This is a genomic window from Corynebacterium sp. HMSC036D02 (assembly GCF_001836165.1).
Lineage (GTDB): Bacteria > Actinomycetota > Actinomycetes > Mycobacteriales > Mycobacteriaceae > Corynebacterium.
The window spans coordinates 1-16,333 of the sequence record NZ_KV827680.1 but is presented as its reverse complement, the minus strand read 5'-3'; the positions used below and the strand labels follow the sequence as shown (position 1 = coordinate 16,333).

13 protein-coding genes and 1 tRNA gene are annotated in these 16,333 nt (G+C 61.8%); 10 read left to right on the top strand and 4 right to left on the bottom strand.

Annotated features, from left to right (window positions below):
• The first annotated feature begins 144 nt into the window (after positions 1-144).
• Positions 145-217: transfer RNA gene (locus tag HMPREF2743_RS06510), tRNA-Thr, on the top strand.
• A gap of 41 nt (positions 218-258) precedes the next feature.
• Here HMPREF2743_RS06510 and HMPREF2743_RS06505 read toward each other — a convergent pair.
• Positions 259-786, bottom strand: coding sequence for a TetR/AcrR family transcriptional regulator (locus HMPREF2743_RS06505; protein WP_070818414.1), 528 nt, complete (start codon positions 784-786; stop codon positions 259-261).
• Entirely contained in the window at positions 770-2,272 is a 1,503-nt protein-coding gene (locus tag HMPREF2743_RS06500) for an MFS transporter (protein ID WP_070818413.1), read from the bottom strand. The genes HMPREF2743_RS06505 and HMPREF2743_RS06500 overlap by 17 nt, the downstream gene beginning before the upstream one ends.
• Before the next feature lie 169 nt (positions 2,273-2,441).
• On the opposite strand from HMPREF2743_RS06500, the gene HMPREF2743_RS06495 reads away from it, so the two are divergent.
• Positions 2,442-4,187, top strand: coding sequence for a pyruvate dehydrogenase (locus HMPREF2743_RS06495; RefSeq protein WP_070524547.1), 1,746 nt, complete (start codon positions 2,442-2,444; stop codon positions 4,185-4,187).
• 50 nt (positions 4,188-4,237) lie between these two features.
• Here the strand turns inward: HMPREF2743_RS06495 and HMPREF2743_RS06490 are convergent, their stop codons facing one another.
• A complete protein-coding gene (locus tag HMPREF2743_RS06490) occupies positions 4,238-5,527 on the bottom strand; it encodes an MFS transporter (RefSeq protein ID WP_070524544.1) in 1,290 nt (429 codons plus the stop codon).
• A gap of 80 nt (positions 5,528-5,607) precedes the next feature.
• Between HMPREF2743_RS06490 and HMPREF2743_RS06485 the strand changes: the two genes are divergently transcribed.
• The 3 genes from HMPREF2743_RS06485 to HMPREF2743_RS06475 all read left to right on the top strand — a co-directional run bounded on the left by HMPREF2743_RS06485 (position 5,608) and on the right by HMPREF2743_RS06475 (position 8,682).
• On the top strand, positions 5,608-6,381 hold the full coding sequence (locus HMPREF2743_RS06485; protein WP_070524543.1) for a MerR family transcriptional regulator: 774 nt from the start codon (positions 5,608-5,610) through the stop codon (positions 6,379-6,381).
• 133 nt (positions 6,382-6,514) lie between these two features.
• The gene (locus HMPREF2743_RS06480; RefSeq protein ID WP_070446030.1) at positions 6,515-7,219 is read left to right on the top strand and encodes a response regulator transcription factor; all 705 of its coding nucleotides are present in this window, start codon (positions 6,515-6,517) and stop codon (positions 7,217-7,219) included.
• Positions 7,220-7,230: 11 nt separating this feature from the next.
• Positions 7,231-8,682: a sensor histidine kinase gene (locus HMPREF2743_RS06475; protein WP_070524541.1), complete on the top strand. Its 1,452-nt coding sequence runs from the start codon at positions 7,231-7,233 to the stop codon at positions 8,680-8,682.
• A 23-nt stretch (positions 8,683-8,705) separates the two neighbouring features.
• On the opposite strand, the gene HMPREF2743_RS06470 is transcribed toward HMPREF2743_RS06475, so the two are convergent.
• Entirely contained in the window at positions 8,706-9,134 is a 429-nt protein-coding gene (locus tag HMPREF2743_RS06470; protein WP_070524539.1) for an HIT family protein, read from the bottom strand.
• Positions 9,135-9,168: 34 nt separating this feature from the next.
• On the opposite strand from HMPREF2743_RS06470, the gene purD reads away from it, so the two are divergent.
• The 5 genes from purD (at position 9,169) to HMPREF2743_RS06445 (ending at position 16,058) form a co-directional block, all read left to right on the top strand.
• Positions 9,169-10,443 (top strand): phosphoribosylamine--glycine ligase, encoded by a 1,275-nt coding sequence (gene purD, locus HMPREF2743_RS06465; RefSeq protein ID WP_070524537.1) that lies wholly within the window; start codon positions 9,169-9,171, stop codon positions 10,441-10,443.
• A gap of 39 nt (positions 10,444-10,482) precedes the next feature.
• Positions 10,483-11,922: an adenylosuccinate lyase gene (gene purB, locus HMPREF2743_RS06460; RefSeq protein ID WP_070818412.1), complete on the top strand. Its 1,440-nt coding sequence runs from the start codon at positions 10,483-10,485 to the stop codon at positions 11,920-11,922.
• Between the two features lie 368 nt (positions 11,923-12,290).
• Complete coding sequence (locus HMPREF2743_RS12625; RefSeq protein WP_070524530.1) at positions 12,291-13,148, top strand: phosphoribosylaminoimidazolesuccinocarboxamide synthase; 858 nt, start codon at positions 12,291-12,293, stop codon at positions 13,146-13,148.
• 9 nt (positions 13,149-13,157) lie between these two features.
• Positions 13,158-15,266, top strand: a complete 2,109-nt coding sequence (locus HMPREF2743_RS06450; RefSeq protein WP_070818411.1) for a S9 family peptidase — start codon at positions 13,158-13,160, stop codon at positions 15,264-15,266.
• A 108-nt stretch (positions 15,267-15,374) separates the two neighbouring features.
• Positions 15,375-16,058: a DUF2334 domain-containing protein gene (locus tag HMPREF2743_RS06445; protein ID WP_070524526.1), complete on the top strand. Its 684-nt coding sequence runs from the start codon at positions 15,375-15,377 to the stop codon at positions 16,056-16,058.
• Positions 16,059-16,333 lie beyond the last annotated feature (275 nt).

Genomic DNA, 16,333 nt, shown 5'->3' with positions numbered 1-16,333 from the left:
CAGCACTTTAGTAACTACCGTCGATTTATGCACCTGCCAGTGCTTTTCGCGGCATTCACGCCCACTTTTCCGCAGCGCAGGCACCCTGGCTTTCATTCTAGGGGGTGGGCTCAGGTACGATTCCCATAGCGGATTAGCCGCGGTGCTGGAGTGGCGCAATTGGTAGCGCAACGCACTTGTAATGCGTAGGTTGCGAGTTCAAGTCTCGTCTCCAGCTCAAAAGGGCCTTTTTCAAGGCCCCTTTTTCATAGTTGGGGTTTATTCGGCGAGGTGGCCTAAGGCAACGTCGATAAGCGCGCGGCGTCGCTGTGGCGGCAGGGGGCGGTCGGTGAGGTGATCGTGGACCCACAGGCCGTCGGCGATGATCGAGGCCAGCACGACGGATTCATCCTCGTCGGTAGGGTCGGGGATCCAGCGCCTATCGACGTCCTTCCACACCTCCTGGAAGTCCGGATGGGACTGCGAGTGGATGGACATGAGCAATTCAATGAGCGGGTCATTCTTGCCCATCGACTCCAATGTGGCGCGGTAGCGCTGGCGAGGACTCAACTGCTCCGCCGTCTTGCCACCGGAGAGCCCGATGAGCTCTTCCTCCCAGCGCTCCGCGCAGAGCTTGTGGCAGTCAATGAGCAGCTCGTGGCGGGTAGGGAAGGGGTAGATGAGCCCCGACTTACTCATGCCTGTGGCGGTGGCCAGGGAATCGTAGGTTAGTGCGTGGACGCCATCCTTCTCGATGATGGCGAGTGCCTTTTCGAGCGCCTCAACCTTCTTACTTACGCGTGGCATCGGCATCTCCCGAAGTGGGGTTGGTGCGGAAGCACCAGCCCGTGACCGCGGCGAAGATGAGCATGACTACGCCGAGTCCAGCGGCGGTGGCCAGATATGCGTCGGTGTACGCGGGGCCGGCAGCCTCTGCGAGCGCGGGGTCGTGGAGTGCATCCATACCCAAGCTTTGAATGTTCTCGGGCAGCCCGCCCTTATAGAGCATAGGCAACACTGAACCGGTGACCGCAATGGACAGCAGCGTGCCGAATTCATAGGAAACTTCCTCCACGCCCGCGGCCATTCCGGAACGTGAGGCAGGCGCGGCGCCGATGATGGCGGTGGAGGACACCGACATCACGAAACCCGCGCCGAGACCGGTGACGAACAGACCAGCCAGGTATGCGGGGAAGACCTCGTGCGTGCCGCCCCACACCACGCAGCCAATGCCTGCTGCCATGGCGAGGAAGCCGCCGGCAATGATGGGCAAGAAACCCCAGCGGTGCAGGTTAGCCCCACCCAGCGCAGACATGGGCAGCGCTGCAATCGCGATGAGGGAAATGATGAGCCCAGCGTGCAGTGGAGAGTAGAGGTCCACCAACTGCAGCTTCTGCGTGGTGGTCATTTCCAGCCCGGCCATGCCAAACATGGCGCCGGCTGCGGCCAACACGCCACCACTGAAGATGGGGGAGCGGAAGATATCGAAGGTGAGAAGCGGCTCTTCCAGTTTGTGCTGGCGGCGAGTGAAGAAGACAGCACCAATGAGGCAGGCAGCCAGCGCGCCCCCAATAAGCATGGCGTTGAGGTGGGGGCTGGCTACAGACTTGATGAGAAGCACCAGCGAGGCCAGCGTGATCAGCGCATAAAGGGAAGATAAGAAATCCCAATGCTTCGCCGGGTTCGCCACGTTAGGCGGGGCGAGGAACGCAGTGAGGGTGAGCGCGATGATGACGATGGGCACGTTGACCAAAAAGACCGATCCCCACCAGAAGTGCTCAAGCAAGAACCCACCTACCGTGGGGCCTGCGGCCGCGCCGACGACGGCGATGGAACCCCAAATGCCGATGGCGGTGTTGCGCTCAATCTCATCTTCAAAGGTCAAGCGAATCAGCGCCAGGGTAGCGGGCATCATGATGGAGGCGCCGAGTCCCAAGAAAGCACGGGCGGCGACAAGCTCCCACGCGCCGGGCGCAAGTGCCGCGGCCAGCGACGCGATGCCGAAGACCCAGAGACCGATAACGAACATGCGGCGGTGGCCGATCTTGTCACCTAACGTGCCGGTTCCCAGCAGGAGTCCGGCGAGCATGAGCGCGTAAGCGTTGATGATCCACAACTGCTGCAGAGAGTTCGCATGGAGTTGCTCGGAGAGCTCTGGCAGTGCGGTGTAGAGGATTGAGTTGTCCAGGCCGATCATGAGAAGGCCTAGGGAGACTACGCCAAAGAAGGTCCACCGGCGGGTTGCTGAGGTGCTTAAGGCCTCTGCGGAGGCTTTCGTGTGAACGTCTGTCATGCTGCGAAACTATAGCGAACGGTCGTTACAGTTTCAAAGCTTTGAATGTTGGCTTGTTGTTAAAGTCACAAAGTCTGCGTGACGTGAGAAAGCAGCTTTATGGTGGCGAAACATCATCGGGTAGGAGAACACTGGGTGCCGTTAGCGACAAAAGTTAGAGAGGTAAAACATGGCACGCAATTACGCCACGCAACTCGTAGAAACCTTGGAAGCCCAGGGGGTCAAGCGCATCTATGGCCTCGTTGGTGATTCCCTCAACCCCATCGTGGATGCGGTGCGGCAATCCTCCATCGAGTGGGTCCACGTCCGCAACGAAGAGGCCGCAGCTTTCGCCGCTGAGGCCGATTCCCTCACCACCGGCAACCTCGCCGTGTGCGCTGCCTCCTGCGGTCCGGGAAATACGCACCTTATTCAGGGGCTTTACGACGCCCACCGCAACGGCGCCAAGGTCCTTGCCCTGGCCAGCCACATTCCTTCCCGCCAGATCGGCTCGAAATTCTTCCAGGAAACTCACCCGGAGGCCATCTTCCAGGAATGCTCCGGCTACTGCGAGATGGTCAACTCTGCGGAGCAGGGAGGTGTGGTCCTGCACCACGCCATTCAGAGCACCATGGCTGGCAAGGGCGTGTCCGTCCTCGTCATCCCGGGCGATGTCTCCACTCAAGAGGCGGAAGAGGACACCTTCACCTCCTCCGTTATTTCCTCCGGCCGCCCGGTTGTCTACCCGGACCCGGCAGAGGCCGCTGCGCTGACCCAGGCCATTAATGAGGCCAAGACTGTCGCCCTCTTCGTTGGCGCCGGCGTCAAGAATGCCCGTGAGCAGGTCCTTGCGCTGGCCGAGAAGATCAAGGCTCCCATCGGCCACGCCCTGGGCGGCAAGATGTACATCCAGTACGACAACCCCTTCGACGTCGGTATGTCCGGCCTGCTCGGCTACGGTGCGGCACACGAGGCCACCCACGAGGCAGACCTGCTCATCCTGCTGGGCACGGACTTCCCCTACAACGACTTCCTGCCGGATGCCAACGTGGCCCAGGTCGACATCGATGGCTCCCACATTGGCCGCCGCACCCGCATTAAGTATCCGGTGACGGGTGATGTCGCCGCCACCATTGAGAACATCCTGCCGCACGTGGAGGAGAAGAAGGATCGCTCCTTCCTCGACAAGATGCTCAAGAAGCACTACGACAAGCTGCATCACGTCGTTGAGGCCTACACCTCAGGCGTCGAAAAGCACACGCCGATCCACCCGGAGTACATCGCCGACCTCATCGACCAGCAGGCCGATGACGACGCCATCTTCACCGTCGATACCGGCATGTGCAATGTCTGGGGCGCGCGCTACATCACTGCGAACGGCAAGCGCGAACAGATTGGTTCCTTCCGCCACGGCACCATGGCCAACGCCCTGCCGATGGCCATCGGCGCGCAGGCGGCACACCCGGACCGCCAAGTCATCACTTTCTCCGGCGACGGTGGGCTGTCCATGCTCATGGGAGAGCTGCTCACGGTGAAGCTGCACAACCTGCCGGTGAAGATGTTCGTGTTCAACAACTCTTCCCTCGGCATGGTCAAGCTGGAGATGCTGGTCCAGGGCCTGCCGGAGCATGAGACCGACCACGAGCACGTGAACTACGCCAAGATTGCGGAGGGCGCGGGCATCAAGCACTTCCGCATCGAGGACCCGAAGGAAGCGCCGCGCCTCATCAAGGAGGCTTTGGCCTACGACGGGCCTGCGCTTATCGACGTCGTCACCGACCCCAACGCCCTCTCCCTGCCACCCACACTGACCTTTGAGCAGCTGCTCGGCTTCTCCAAGGCGGCAACCCGCACCGTCTTCGGCGGCGGCGTGGGTCAGATGCTCACCATGGCGAAGTCCAACCTGCGCAACATCCCGCGCCCGCAGGACTTTTAATGTGCCGGCGTTAAGCGCCACACATTAAAAGGGGGCTACGTCGAAGGAGCTCACACCTTGGCGGGGTCTTTGACCGGGATGAGCACGAGGGCTCCTACGAGCAGGACCAGCCCAATGGCGAGCACGCCTCCCCGGTCGCCTTGGCCCAACAGTGAGACGAAGACACCGAACAGGAAAGGCGTCAACCACGCCACGGCCCGCCCGGTCGTGGCGTAGAGGCCGAACATCTCGCCTTCGCGCCCTGGCGGGGCAACGCGCGCCAAGAAACCGCGGGCGGAAGCCTGGGCTGGTCCCACACATAGGCACAAGATGAGTCCGCAGATCCAGAAGGCCGTCGGCCCCTGCGCCACGAACATGATGCCGGCCATGAGCGTCAAGATAGCCAGGCAGGTGAGGATGATGGCTTTGGGGCCCACGTGGTCGTCGATCAGCCCGCCCGCCACCGCGCCGAGCGCGGCCGCAACGTTGGCGGCAACGCCGAAGATGAGCACGTCACCGGGAGACAATCCATAGACGGACACCCCCAGCACCGCCCCGAAGCTGAACACGGCCGAGAGCCCATCGCGGAAAATGGCCGAAGCGAAGAGGAAAGCAAAGGCATTGCGGTCCTCCCGCCACAGCGTCACCACCGTGCGCCACAGCTCGCGGTAAGACGCCGCCACACCACCCGTCGATTCACCCGACGGCGCAATCTCCGGCACACGCAGCAACACAGGAATGGCAGACAACCCAAACCACGCTGCTGAAAGCAACGCTACGAGCCGGATATTCCAGCCGCCCTCCGTGTTTAGCCCTAGTGCGCCGCCCTCGCCGGAGACGAATCCGAAATAGCAGATGAGCAGCAGCGCGATGCCGCCGAAATAGCCCGCCGACCATCCCAAGCCGGATACCCGGCCCACCTTGTCCTCGGAGGCCACTTGATTGAGCTGGGCAAAGTAATTGACTTCGGCGAATTGGATGGTCATCGAACCTACCGCCAGGCCGATAAGCCCGAGCCAGAAATACGCGGGCGCATCATTGCGGATGAAGAATAAGCTAGCCATGACCAAGAACGTCAGCAGGGACCAGAAACCCAGCGCGCGCCGCCGCGTGCCCAGCCGGTCAGAGCGCTGGCCCATCACGGGGGTGACCGCAAAAATCACCAGCCCCGCCACCGTCATGGACCACGACAACCATTGTGCCGGTGTGAACTGCGAATCAATCTGCTGGCCCACCGAGTCGGTGAGGTAGACCGAGAAAATAAACGTCACGAGAACCGCGTTGAAAGCTGCCGAACCCCAGTCCCACAGGGCCCAAGCAGCCACGGTGAGGCGGTCAGTGCGTGTCGAGGCGTGAGTCATGCTTCATTATCGTAGGCAAAAACATGTGCTGAGTGGCAGGAGTTGCACTTAACGCGACGTCAACTTTTAGGCTCAACGGCATGCGTAACGACTACAGCATCGGCGACGTTGCCGAAATCCTCAAAGTCACCACCCGCACGTTGCGGCACTGGGATGACATTGGGCTGCTCAGCCCACAGTGGCGCACTGGGGGTGATCACCGCCTGTACACCGAAGATGACGTGCAACGCGGGATGGACATCCTGATTTATCGCAGCGTGGGAATTGAACTGAAGGACATCGCAGTGCTTCTCGATGCCCCTTCCTCCGCCACCCTGGCCCGCCTCCGTGCCCAACACGAGGCTTTGCAGAAGCGGCGAGCCGACGTCGATGCCATGTTGTACGCAGTGGAAAGACTAATTGAGGAGACTGAAATGGATAAGAACCTAAGCCCCAGCCAAAAAATGCGCAACCTGGGTGACGCATGGCCCCAATTGCAGGAAGAAGCCCACGAGAAGTGGGGAGACAGCACAGAGTGGGCGGCCAGTGCGGCCGTCGCGGAATCGATGGGAAAGAAGGACTGGGAGGAATTCTCCGTGGAGCATGAACACTTTGCGGCCGAGCTAGAGGAGGCCGCGAAGGCGGGACTAAAGGCAGGCAGCGAGGAGGCGAAGGAGATCGTCGACAAGCACCGCGCCCTCATTGCCCAGTGGTACCCGGTGTCGAGGTCCAAGCAAGTGATCCTGGCGCGCATGTACTGCGAGGATCCGCGCTTCGATGAGACCTACCGCGGTAATGCCGGCTACTTGCGCCAACTGATTGAAGCGCAAGCCCGGGCGGAAGGTTTGGATTTGGACAACATCGCGTGGGACTAGTTTGGTTCACAGCGCACGTACAGACTCCGCTCAGTACGCTGGGAAGGCGTAGTGCAATACTTCTCATTCTGAATGAGATATCCCTGGCGCCACCTGGCGTTAAGAGAAGCGGAGAAAGGACCAAAGCGGGACCATGGATGATTCAAAGGACGTCAAGGTACTTGTCGTCGATGACGAGCCAAATATTGTTGAGTTGCTCACCGTCTCCCTGAAATTTCAAGGTTTCGACGTGCACAGCGCCAACTCTGGCAACGAAGCCCTGCGCATCGCGCGTGAGATCAACCCTGATGCCTACATCATGGACGTCATGATGCCAGGCATGGATGGTTTTGAGTTGCTGGGCAAGCTGCGCGCGGAGGGGCTCGACGGCCCCGTCCTCTACCTCACCGCCAAAGACAGCGTGGATCAGCGCATCCATGGGTTGACCATTGGTGCGGATGACTACGTCACCAAGCCCTTCAGCCTCGAAGAGGTCATCACCCGCCTGCGCGTGATCCTGCGCCGCGGCAGCACGGTGGATGACCAGAACGGCGACGCCACCATGACCTACGCCGACCTCACCCTCAATGATGACACCCACGAGGTCACCAAGGCAGGGGAGATCGTGGAGCTTTCGCCCACCGAGTTCAACCTACTGCGCTACCTCATGCAGAACCGCGAGGTGGTGCTGTCCAAGTCCAAGATCCTGGATAACGTTTGGCACTACGACTTCGGCGGCGATGGCAACGTGGTTGAGTCCTACATTTCTTACCTGCGCCGCAAGATTGATACCGGCGATACACCGCTCATCCACACCGTCCGCGGTGTCGGTTATGTGCTGCGCACACCGCGCTCGTAGGCTTTTTCACTATGAGCGAATCCACCGCGAACCCTCAGGGGCCGGATGCTGGATCCACGCCGGTGCGGAATAGCGCCCTGCGCCGGCGCATGCAGCGCCCTAAAGCGCTGCCCCTGCGCACGTGGCTGCTCGTCCTGATGGTGCTGGTTTCGGGCCTGGGCCTGGCTATGTCCTCCCTGGCGGTCTCGTCGATCATGCGCAACGTGCTCTACACCCGTGTGGACACCGAGCTGAATGATGCCCTGAGTTCTTGGGCCAGCAACCTCGACGCGGCTTTCTACACGCCGCAGGACGGGAGCCGCCGCCCCCCGACGGACTATGTAGCACTGGCGTATTATCCCGATGGCTCCGTGGTGACTACGCGGCCGACGGCGGCGTTGCCGGATGCTCGTTCGGTAGTCGTTGGCGGTGAACCTAGCACCGTTCGCTCAATTCAGGGCGAAACCGAATGGCGCGCCGTGGCGAAGCTCAAAACGGATGGCTCCGTGGTGGTTGTCGCTAAAGACATGACGACGGAAAACTCCATCCTTAAAGGCCTGGCGATGGTCCAGGTCATTATCGCGGCGCTGGTCATGCTCATCATCGCGCTCGTAGGCATGTGGCTTATTCACCGGGCGCTGCGTCCGCTGCGCGTGGTGGAAAAAACGGCCTCCCAAATCGCGGCCGGCAACCTGGATAAACGTGTGCCGGAGTGGCCGCCACACACCGAGGTAGGCCAGCTGGCCGCGGCGCTTAACGTCATGCTGGGGCGGTTGCAGAACTCCGTCGTCCATGCACAGGAAAAAGAGCAGCAGATGCGCCGCTTTGTCGGCGATGCTTCCCATGAATTGCGCACCCCGCTGACCAGTCTGCGCGGCTACACGGAGCTATACCGTTCGGGGGCGACTAAGGATCCGGAATTTGTCTTCAGCAAGATCGACGCCGAATCGCAGCGTATGTCGTTGCTGGTGGAGGACTTGCTCGCCCTGACGCGTGCGGAGGGATCGCGCTTGGATATGCGCGAGGTAGACATGTTGGAGCTCGTGCTTTCCGTGGGTTCTTCGGCACGCGCGGCCTTTGCTGGCCGCACGATCAACGTCAAGAATGAGGCCTCCGGGATTCCGATGGTCAACGGTGACGCGGACCGCCTGCACCAGGTGCTACTTAACTTGGTGTCCAACGGTATCCGCCACGGTGGTGAGGAGGCATCGGTGACGCTGACCCTGCGGGATGATGAGGAGCACGTGCTTATCGACGTCGCCGATGACGGCAAGGGCATCTCCCCCGAAGATGCGGCCCATATCTTTGAGCGCTTCTACCGTGCGGATACTTCACGAACCCGCGATACGGGTGGCTCGGGCTTGGGCTTGGCCATCGTGAAATCACTCGTGGAGCAACACGGCGGTTCGATCTCCGTGGACTCCGAGCTGGGCAGCGGATCGGTCTTTACCGTCCGCCTCCCCAAGGCGGCAGCTAGTGCCTAGCTGCCAAAGGTAGCAGTCAGCTCTTAGCTGTCGCGGCGGCCGTCCTCATCCGTGCCGAGGTGCTGGCGGATGCGCGCGGCGGCCTCGTCCATGGCGGCGGGGTCGGTGGCGTCGGCAGCGAAGGCCTTGGCGAAGTCGTAGTCTTCCATCTTCTCGGTGGGGAAGAGGTGGATGTGAGTGTGCGGCACGTCGAAGCCAGCAATGATGTAGCCGGTGCGCGGGGTATCAAAGGCCGTCTTAATGGCGCCGCCGATCTCTAGGGCGATCTCATTGAGGTGTGCCCAAGTCTGAGAATCGAGGTCAGTCCACTTGTCGACCTCCTCGATCGGCACCACCAAGGTGTGGCCGTAACGCAGCGGCTCGATGGACAAAAATGCCACGCATTTCTCGTCGCGGTAGACAAAGCGAGCAGGCAGCTCGCCCTCGATGATCTTTGTAAATACGGAAGACATGGCCCCTAGGCTACCGCCAGTTAAGATAGACGGCATGCGCATTCTCGTTATTGGCTCGGGCGGCCGCGAACACGCCCTGCTCACTGGCCTTAAATCTGACCCCTCTGTTACCGATTTGCACATCGCGCCGGGTTCTCCGGCACATGCCAAGCAAGCCACTATTCACCCGGAGTATTCCCAGGTGGACGATCCCGCGCGTATGACGGAGCTGGCGGTTGATATTGATGCGGATCTGGTCGTCATCGGGCCGGAGGTGCCGCTGGTGAAGGGCGTGGCGGATGCTCTGCGTGAGCGCGGCATTGCGGTCTTCGGGCCGTCGGCAAGCGCGGCACAGATCGAGGGATCCAAGGCCTTTGCCAAGGATGTCATGGCGGCCGCCGGTGTGCGCACCGCCCGTTCGGAGCAGCTCGCCCCCGGTACCAGCGATGCGGACATTGAGGCCGCGCTGGACCGCTTTGGCCCGCACTTCGTGGTCAAGGATGATGGCCTGGCCGGCGGCAAGGGCGTGGTGGTGACCGAATCCCGCGAGGACGCCCGCGCACACGTCGACGCCGTCCACGCCGCCGGCAACCCGGTGCTGCTCGAGTCCTTCCTCGACGGCCCCGAAGTCTCCCTGTTCTGCTTGGTGGACGGTGAGACCGTCGTCCCGCTGCTCCCAGCACAGGACCACAAGCGCGCCTATGACAACGATGAAGGCCCCAACACCGGCGGCATGGGCGCCTACACCCCGCTGCCGTGGCTGCCTGCCGACGGCGTCCAGCGCATCGTCGACGAAGTCTGCGTGCCCGTAGCCAAGGAAATGGTCAAGCGTGGCACTCCCTACTCTGGCTTGCTGTACGCCGGCCTGGCATGGGGCAAGGAAGGCCCAGCCGTGGTGGAATTCAATGCCCGCTTCGGTGACCCGGAAACGCAGGCGGTGCTCGCCTTGCTGAAGTCTCCGCTGGGTGAGGTTTTGAATGCCACCGCGACCGGACAGCTAGCGGAGCTGGCGCCGCTGGAGTGGGAAGACGGCTATGCCGTCACCGTGGTGCTGGCCGCCGAGGGCTACCCGGCTTCGCCGCGCAAGGGCGATCCGATTACCTCCTCGGATCTTGATGATCCCACCCGGATCCTCCATGCCGGCACCACCACGGGGGAGGGCGGCTACGTCTCCAACGGTGGGCGCGTCCTCAACGTTCTCGGCCGTGGTGCCACCCTCGCCGATGCCCGCGCCGCCGCCTACGAGGTTCTCGGCGGTATCGAGCTGGAGGGCAGCTTCTTCCGCACAGACATCGCGCTGCCAGCGGAGAAGGGCCAGATCAGCATCTAATCTGCTGATAATGCCTCCTTTGGGGCGAGGCGTGGAATAATGAGCGACGTGGCTGAAAAGAAGAACATTTCCAACGTCCTGTCCGCTCGATACGCTTCCCCAGAGATGGCTGAAATCTGGTCCCCAGAACACAAGATCATCCTGGAGCGCCAGCTGTGGATCGCGGTGATGAAGGCGCAGAAGGATCTTGGCGTCGACATCCCTGCCTCGGCTATCGCCGCCTACGAGGCGCAGGTTGAGAACGTAGATCTCGCCTCCATCGCGGAGCGTGAGCGCGTGACGCGCCACGACGTCAAGGCGCGCATCGAGGAGTTCAACGCCCTGGCCGGCTGCGAGCACATCCACAAGGGGATGACATCGCGTGACCTGACGGAGAACGTGGAGCAGCTGCAGATTCTGCGTTCTTTGGAGCTGACCCGTGATAAAGCCATCGCGGTGGTCTCACGCATCGGTGAGCGTGCCGCGCAGTACCAGACGCTGGTGATGGCCGGCCGTTCCCACAACGTCGCCGCTCAGGCCACGACCCTGGGTAAGCGTTTCGCGTCCGCTGCCGACGAGCTGCTGCTGGGCATCGAGCGCGTGGAATCCCTGCTGAGCCGCTACCCGCTGCGCGGCATCAAGGGCCCGATGGGCACCTCGCAGGACATGCTCGACCTGATGGGCGGCTCCGAAGACAAGCTCGCGGCGCTGGAGACCCGCATTGCGGATCACCTAGGCTTCTCCCGCGTCTTCAACTCGGTGGGGCAGGTCTACCCGCGCTCCCTCGACTTTGATGCTGTGTCCGCGCTGGTGGAGCTCGGTGCTGCGCCGTCCTCGCTGGCCACGACCATTCGCCTCATGGCTGGCAACGAAACCGTGACTGAAGGCTTCAAGGAGGGCCAGGTTGGTTCCTCCGCGATGCCGCACAAGATGAATGCCCGCTCCTGCGAGCGCGTCGGTGGCTTCCAGGTCATCCTGCGCGGCTACCTGACGATGGTGGCGGACCTGTCCGGCCAGCAGTGGAACGAGGGCGACGTGTTCTGCTCGGTGGTGCGCCGCGTGGCACTGCCGGATGCTTTCTTTGCCATTGACGGCATGTTTGAAACCTTCCTCACCGTGCTGGCAGAATTCGGTGCCTTCCCGGCGATGATCGACCGTGAGCTAGAGCGCTACCTGCCCTTCCTCGCCACCACCCGCATCCTCATGGCGGCGGTGCGCGCGGGCGTGGGCCGTGAGACCGCGCACGAGGTTATTAAGGAAAATGCCGTCGCCGTGGCGCTCAACATGCGTGAGAATGGCGGGGAGCAGGACCTTATCGAGCGCCTAGCTGCCGACGAGCGCCTGCCGCTCGATGCCACCGCCCTCGAGGCCGCGCTGTCGGACAAGCACGCCTTCATCGGTGCTGCCGAGTCGCAGGTGAGCCAGATTCTGGGCCGCATCAAGGCGATTGTTGACCAGCACCCGAAGGCCGCGGCCTACACCCCGGGCGAAATCCTCTAGCTCACGCGCCTGGGGGTATCCGGTGAGCTGGGGCGACCCGGCGCGGTACGTTTTCGCAGACAAGCCCTCTCAAACGCGAGTTTTCGGCGCTCTATTTACGAAAACGTACCGCGCTGGCCCGGTCCATGTACGTTTCGATCAAATAAGGTTGCCCAGATTGAGTTTTCTCGTCCTTATTTGATCGAAACGACCTTCTATCAACATCCCCGGGCTACCCAACACTAGCTTTTAGACCATTCTGGGGATGCATTGAACCGGTAGCGCCGGTGCCGGCGGGATTCCTTCTTGTACACCGATGCTGCGCAGGCCTTACTCCCCAAGTTTGGGATGTATCTTGAAGCAGCCTAGACGGGTCTAGGATGTATGTCATGCGTCCAGAACTTTCTTCCTATGCCCACATCGCCTCCGGCAAGGTGCGCGATATCTACGAAATCGACGGCAATACCCTGCTCATGGTGGTCTCCGACCGCATTTCCGCCTATGACCACGCCCTTGAGCCCGCCATTCCGGACAAGGGCCGCGTGCTCACGGCGACCTCGAAGTTCTTCTTCGATGCCATTGACTTCCCGAACCACCTCGCCGGCCCGCTCGATGATGAGCGCATTCCCGAAGAAGTCCTCGGACGCGCCATGGTCGTGCAGAAGCTCGACATGCTGCCCTTCGAGTGCGTCGCCCGCGGCTACCTCACCGGCTCCGGGCTGAAGGAATACAAGGCATCCGGCAGCGTGTGCGGCGTCGAGCTGCCCGAGGGGCTGACCGAAGCTTCCCGCCTGCCCGAGCCCATCTTTACCCCAGCCACTAAGGCGGAGCAGGGCGACCACGATGAGAATGTTTCCTTCGATGTCGTCGTGGAGAAGCTCGGCCGCGAACGCGCCGAGGAGCTGCGCGATGCCACCCTGCGCATCTACGCCACGGCCGCCGCACTGGCGGAGGAGAAGGGCATTATTTTGGCGGATACGAAGTTCGAGTTTGGCGTCGACAAGCACGGCACCTTGGTCTTGGCCGATGAAGTCCTCACCCCGGACTCCTCGCGCTACTGGCCGGCCGATACCTATGAGGAAGGCAAGGTCCAGCCTTCCTTTGATAAGCAGTACGTGCGCGATTGGCTCACCAACTCCGGGTGGGACAAGGAGTCCACGCCGCCGCGCCTGCCAGACGACGTTGTCCAGGCCACCCGCGCGCGTTATGTTGAGGCCTTTGAACGCCTGTCCGGAACCACTTTTTAAGGAGGCTGAATGAACGCCCCGATTGCTGCCAAGCGGCCCATCACGCGAGAGTTCCACGGCCGCAGCTTCGTCGATGACTACGAGTGGCTGCGTGAGAAAGACGCCCCGGAGACCCGCGAGTACCTTGAGGCGGAAAACGCCTACACCAAGGAGCGCACCGCGCACCTGGAGACCCTGACGGAGAACATCTTCTCCGAGGTCAAGTCCCGCATCAAGCAGACGGACATGTCCGTGCCCCAGCGCCGCGGCAAGTACTGGTACTACGGCCGCACTGAGGAGGGCAAGGAGTACGGCTACAGCTGCCGCATCCCGGTGTCGGAAGGCTCTGATCCGTGGACGCCGCCGACCATTCCGGAGGAAGGCGCTCCCGACGGGGAGCAGGTGCTTCTCGACGTCAACGCGCTCGCCGAAGGCCACGAGTTCTTCGCCTTGGGTGCGTCCACGGTGAGCGATTCCGGTGATTTGTTGGCCTATTCGGTCGACGTGGCTGGGGACGAGCGCTTTGAGCTGTTTATCAAGGATCTGCGCACTGGTGAGCTGTTGGAGGACCGCTTGGAAGGCATCTTCTACGGCGCGACGTGGGTGGGGGAGGAGTTCATCTTCTACACCACCGTGGATGACGCATGGCGGCCGGACACCGTGTGGCGCCACCGCGTGGGCACCCCGCAGTCGGAGGACGTCGTGGTCATGCGCGAGGAGGATTCGCGTTTCGGCATTGGCGTGGGCACGACCCGCAGCGAGAAGTACATCATGATTGTCTCCGGCTCGAAGACGACGAATGAGGTGTGGGTGCTCGAGCAGGATAATCCGGAAGGGGAGTTCCGCTGCCTCTGGGAGCGCGAGGCCGGCGTGGACTACGACGTCGACCACGCCGTGGTGGCAGGTACCGATTATTGGGTGGTCACGCACAATGCCACCGGCCCCAACTTTGCGTTGGGCTACTGTCCGGTTACTGAGGATCTGCCTGCCCTAGATGAACTCACCCTCCTCATGCCGCATGATGACACAGTGCGCATTGAGGGCGTGGATTGCTACCGCGACCAAATCGTCGTGGGCTATCGCCGCGGCGGCATTGGCCGTGCCGCGGTGATGGACGTGCGTGAAGGCTGGTCCTCTCTTAGCGAGATCCACTTCAACGAGGAGCTCTACACCGTTGGCGTGGCCGGCAACCCGGAGTGGGATGCACCGGTGCTGCGCGTGAGCTATACCTCCTTCATCCAGCCGGCACAGCTCTTTGACTACCGCGTGGCCACTGGCGAGTACACGCTTCTCAAGGAGCAGGAAGTTCCGGGCGGCTATGACAAGGATGAGTACGTGGCCTACCGTGTGTGGTCTGAAGCTCCCGATGGGAGGAAGGTGCCGGTGTCCATCGTGCACCGCGCGGACTTGGACCGCACGCAGCCGAACCCGACGTTGCTTTATGGCTACGGCTCCTATGAGGCGAATATGGACCCGTACTTCTCGGTCTTCCGTTTGTCTCTTATGGACCGCGGCATGATCTTTGCCATGGCGCACGTGCGCGGCGGCGGTGAGATGGGCCGCAACTGGTACGACGACGGCAAGATGCTGGCTAAGAAGAACACGTTTACTGACTTCATCGCGGTGGCTGATGACCTCATCGCGCGCCGGGTGACCACGCCGGAGACCTTGGTGGCTGAAGGCGGTTCCGCCGGTGGCCTGCTCATGGGCGCGGTGGCGAACATGGCGCCGGATAGGTTCAAGGCCATCGAGGCTAACGTGCCCTTTGTGGATCCGCTGACCTCGATTCTCATGCCGGAGCTGCCGCTCACGGTGGTGGAGTGGGAGGAATGGGGCGACCCGTACCACGATCCGGAGGTCTACGACTACATGGCCTCCTATGCGCCGTACGAGAACATCGCGCCGCAGGAGTATCCGAATATTCTGGCGTTGACCTCGCTTAATGACACCCGCGTGCTGTATGTCGAGCCGGCGAAGTGGGTGGCCAAGCTTCGCGACGTCGCCACCGGCGGCGAATTCCTCCTCAAGACTGAGATGGCCGCCGGTCATGGTGGTGTGTCCGGACGCTACGCCAAGTGGCGGCAGGCGGCATTCGAGTATGCGTGGCTGATTAACCAGGCCACGGGTGCTGAGTCTTAGGCTTGCCGCGTGCGCTGTGTGGCTAATCAGCTACACGCTGCCCATGTGGGGGAGCGCCGAATCTCCTTCAGCGCGCGCCGGGGCGGTGGCTGTGCGATAATTCTTCTTATGCATGGCCACCTTCTGGTTTCGATTTCCAGTATCTTCGACGACACCCGAAGCCAAGCCTCAGATCTGCTCATGCAGTTCGACAAAGCAAACGTTCCTGTTTCCTTGCTGGTGGCACCCCACATCGATGGCAATTGGCACCTAGCTAAGGATGAGTCGACGCGCTCGTGGTTGCGTGAGCAGGCAGAGTCAGGCCGAGTGCTCATCCTCAACGGCTTTGATCAAGCCGTGCAGGGTCGTCGTGCGGAATTCGCAAACCTGGATGCGCACGAGGCGCGTCTGCGCCTCAAGGGCGCGACGCGGCAGATGGCCAGAATCGGCTTTGAGCCGACTATTTTTGCACCACCGCGCTGGCGCATGTCGGAGGGAACACTAGAAGTCCTTCCCGAGTTTGATTTCGACTTTGCTGCCTCCACCCGTGGCATCCATGACCTGCGCACCGGCGAGCTCCACCAAGCCCGCAACCTGTCTTTTGGCGAGGGCTTCGGTTCGGCCAAGTGGTGGCGCCGCAATATTATTCGCGCCGCGGAGCGCTCCGCGCAGCGCGGTAACACTGTCCGTCTATCAATCTCTGGCCGCAACCTCGATGACCGCAAGGTAGTGTCCGATTTCCTCAAGGCCGCCGAGCGCGCCATCGAAGCAGGCGCCAGCCCCGCTGACTACAGGGCCTTTGCGCCGCGCTAGCCGTGCCCACCCGAATCCTCACGTCACGTTAAACCATCCGCATATCCCGGTGTCCGCTGGCCTGTATGGATAGGGAGACGCGCCCTCCAGGATCGCCGGAGTACCCGTCAACCTTCATCCGGTTGGCGGGTTTCGCCCTTTAAGGGCTTAACCCCCAGTGGGAAGCGCGTGAATCGTGGCTAGGGATCGCCGGTATCCCCGTCAACCTGGTTGTGGTTGGCGGGTTTCGGTGTGTTTTGAGGGGTGGCGCTGTCCTTTCTGTTTCTGCTGTGTGT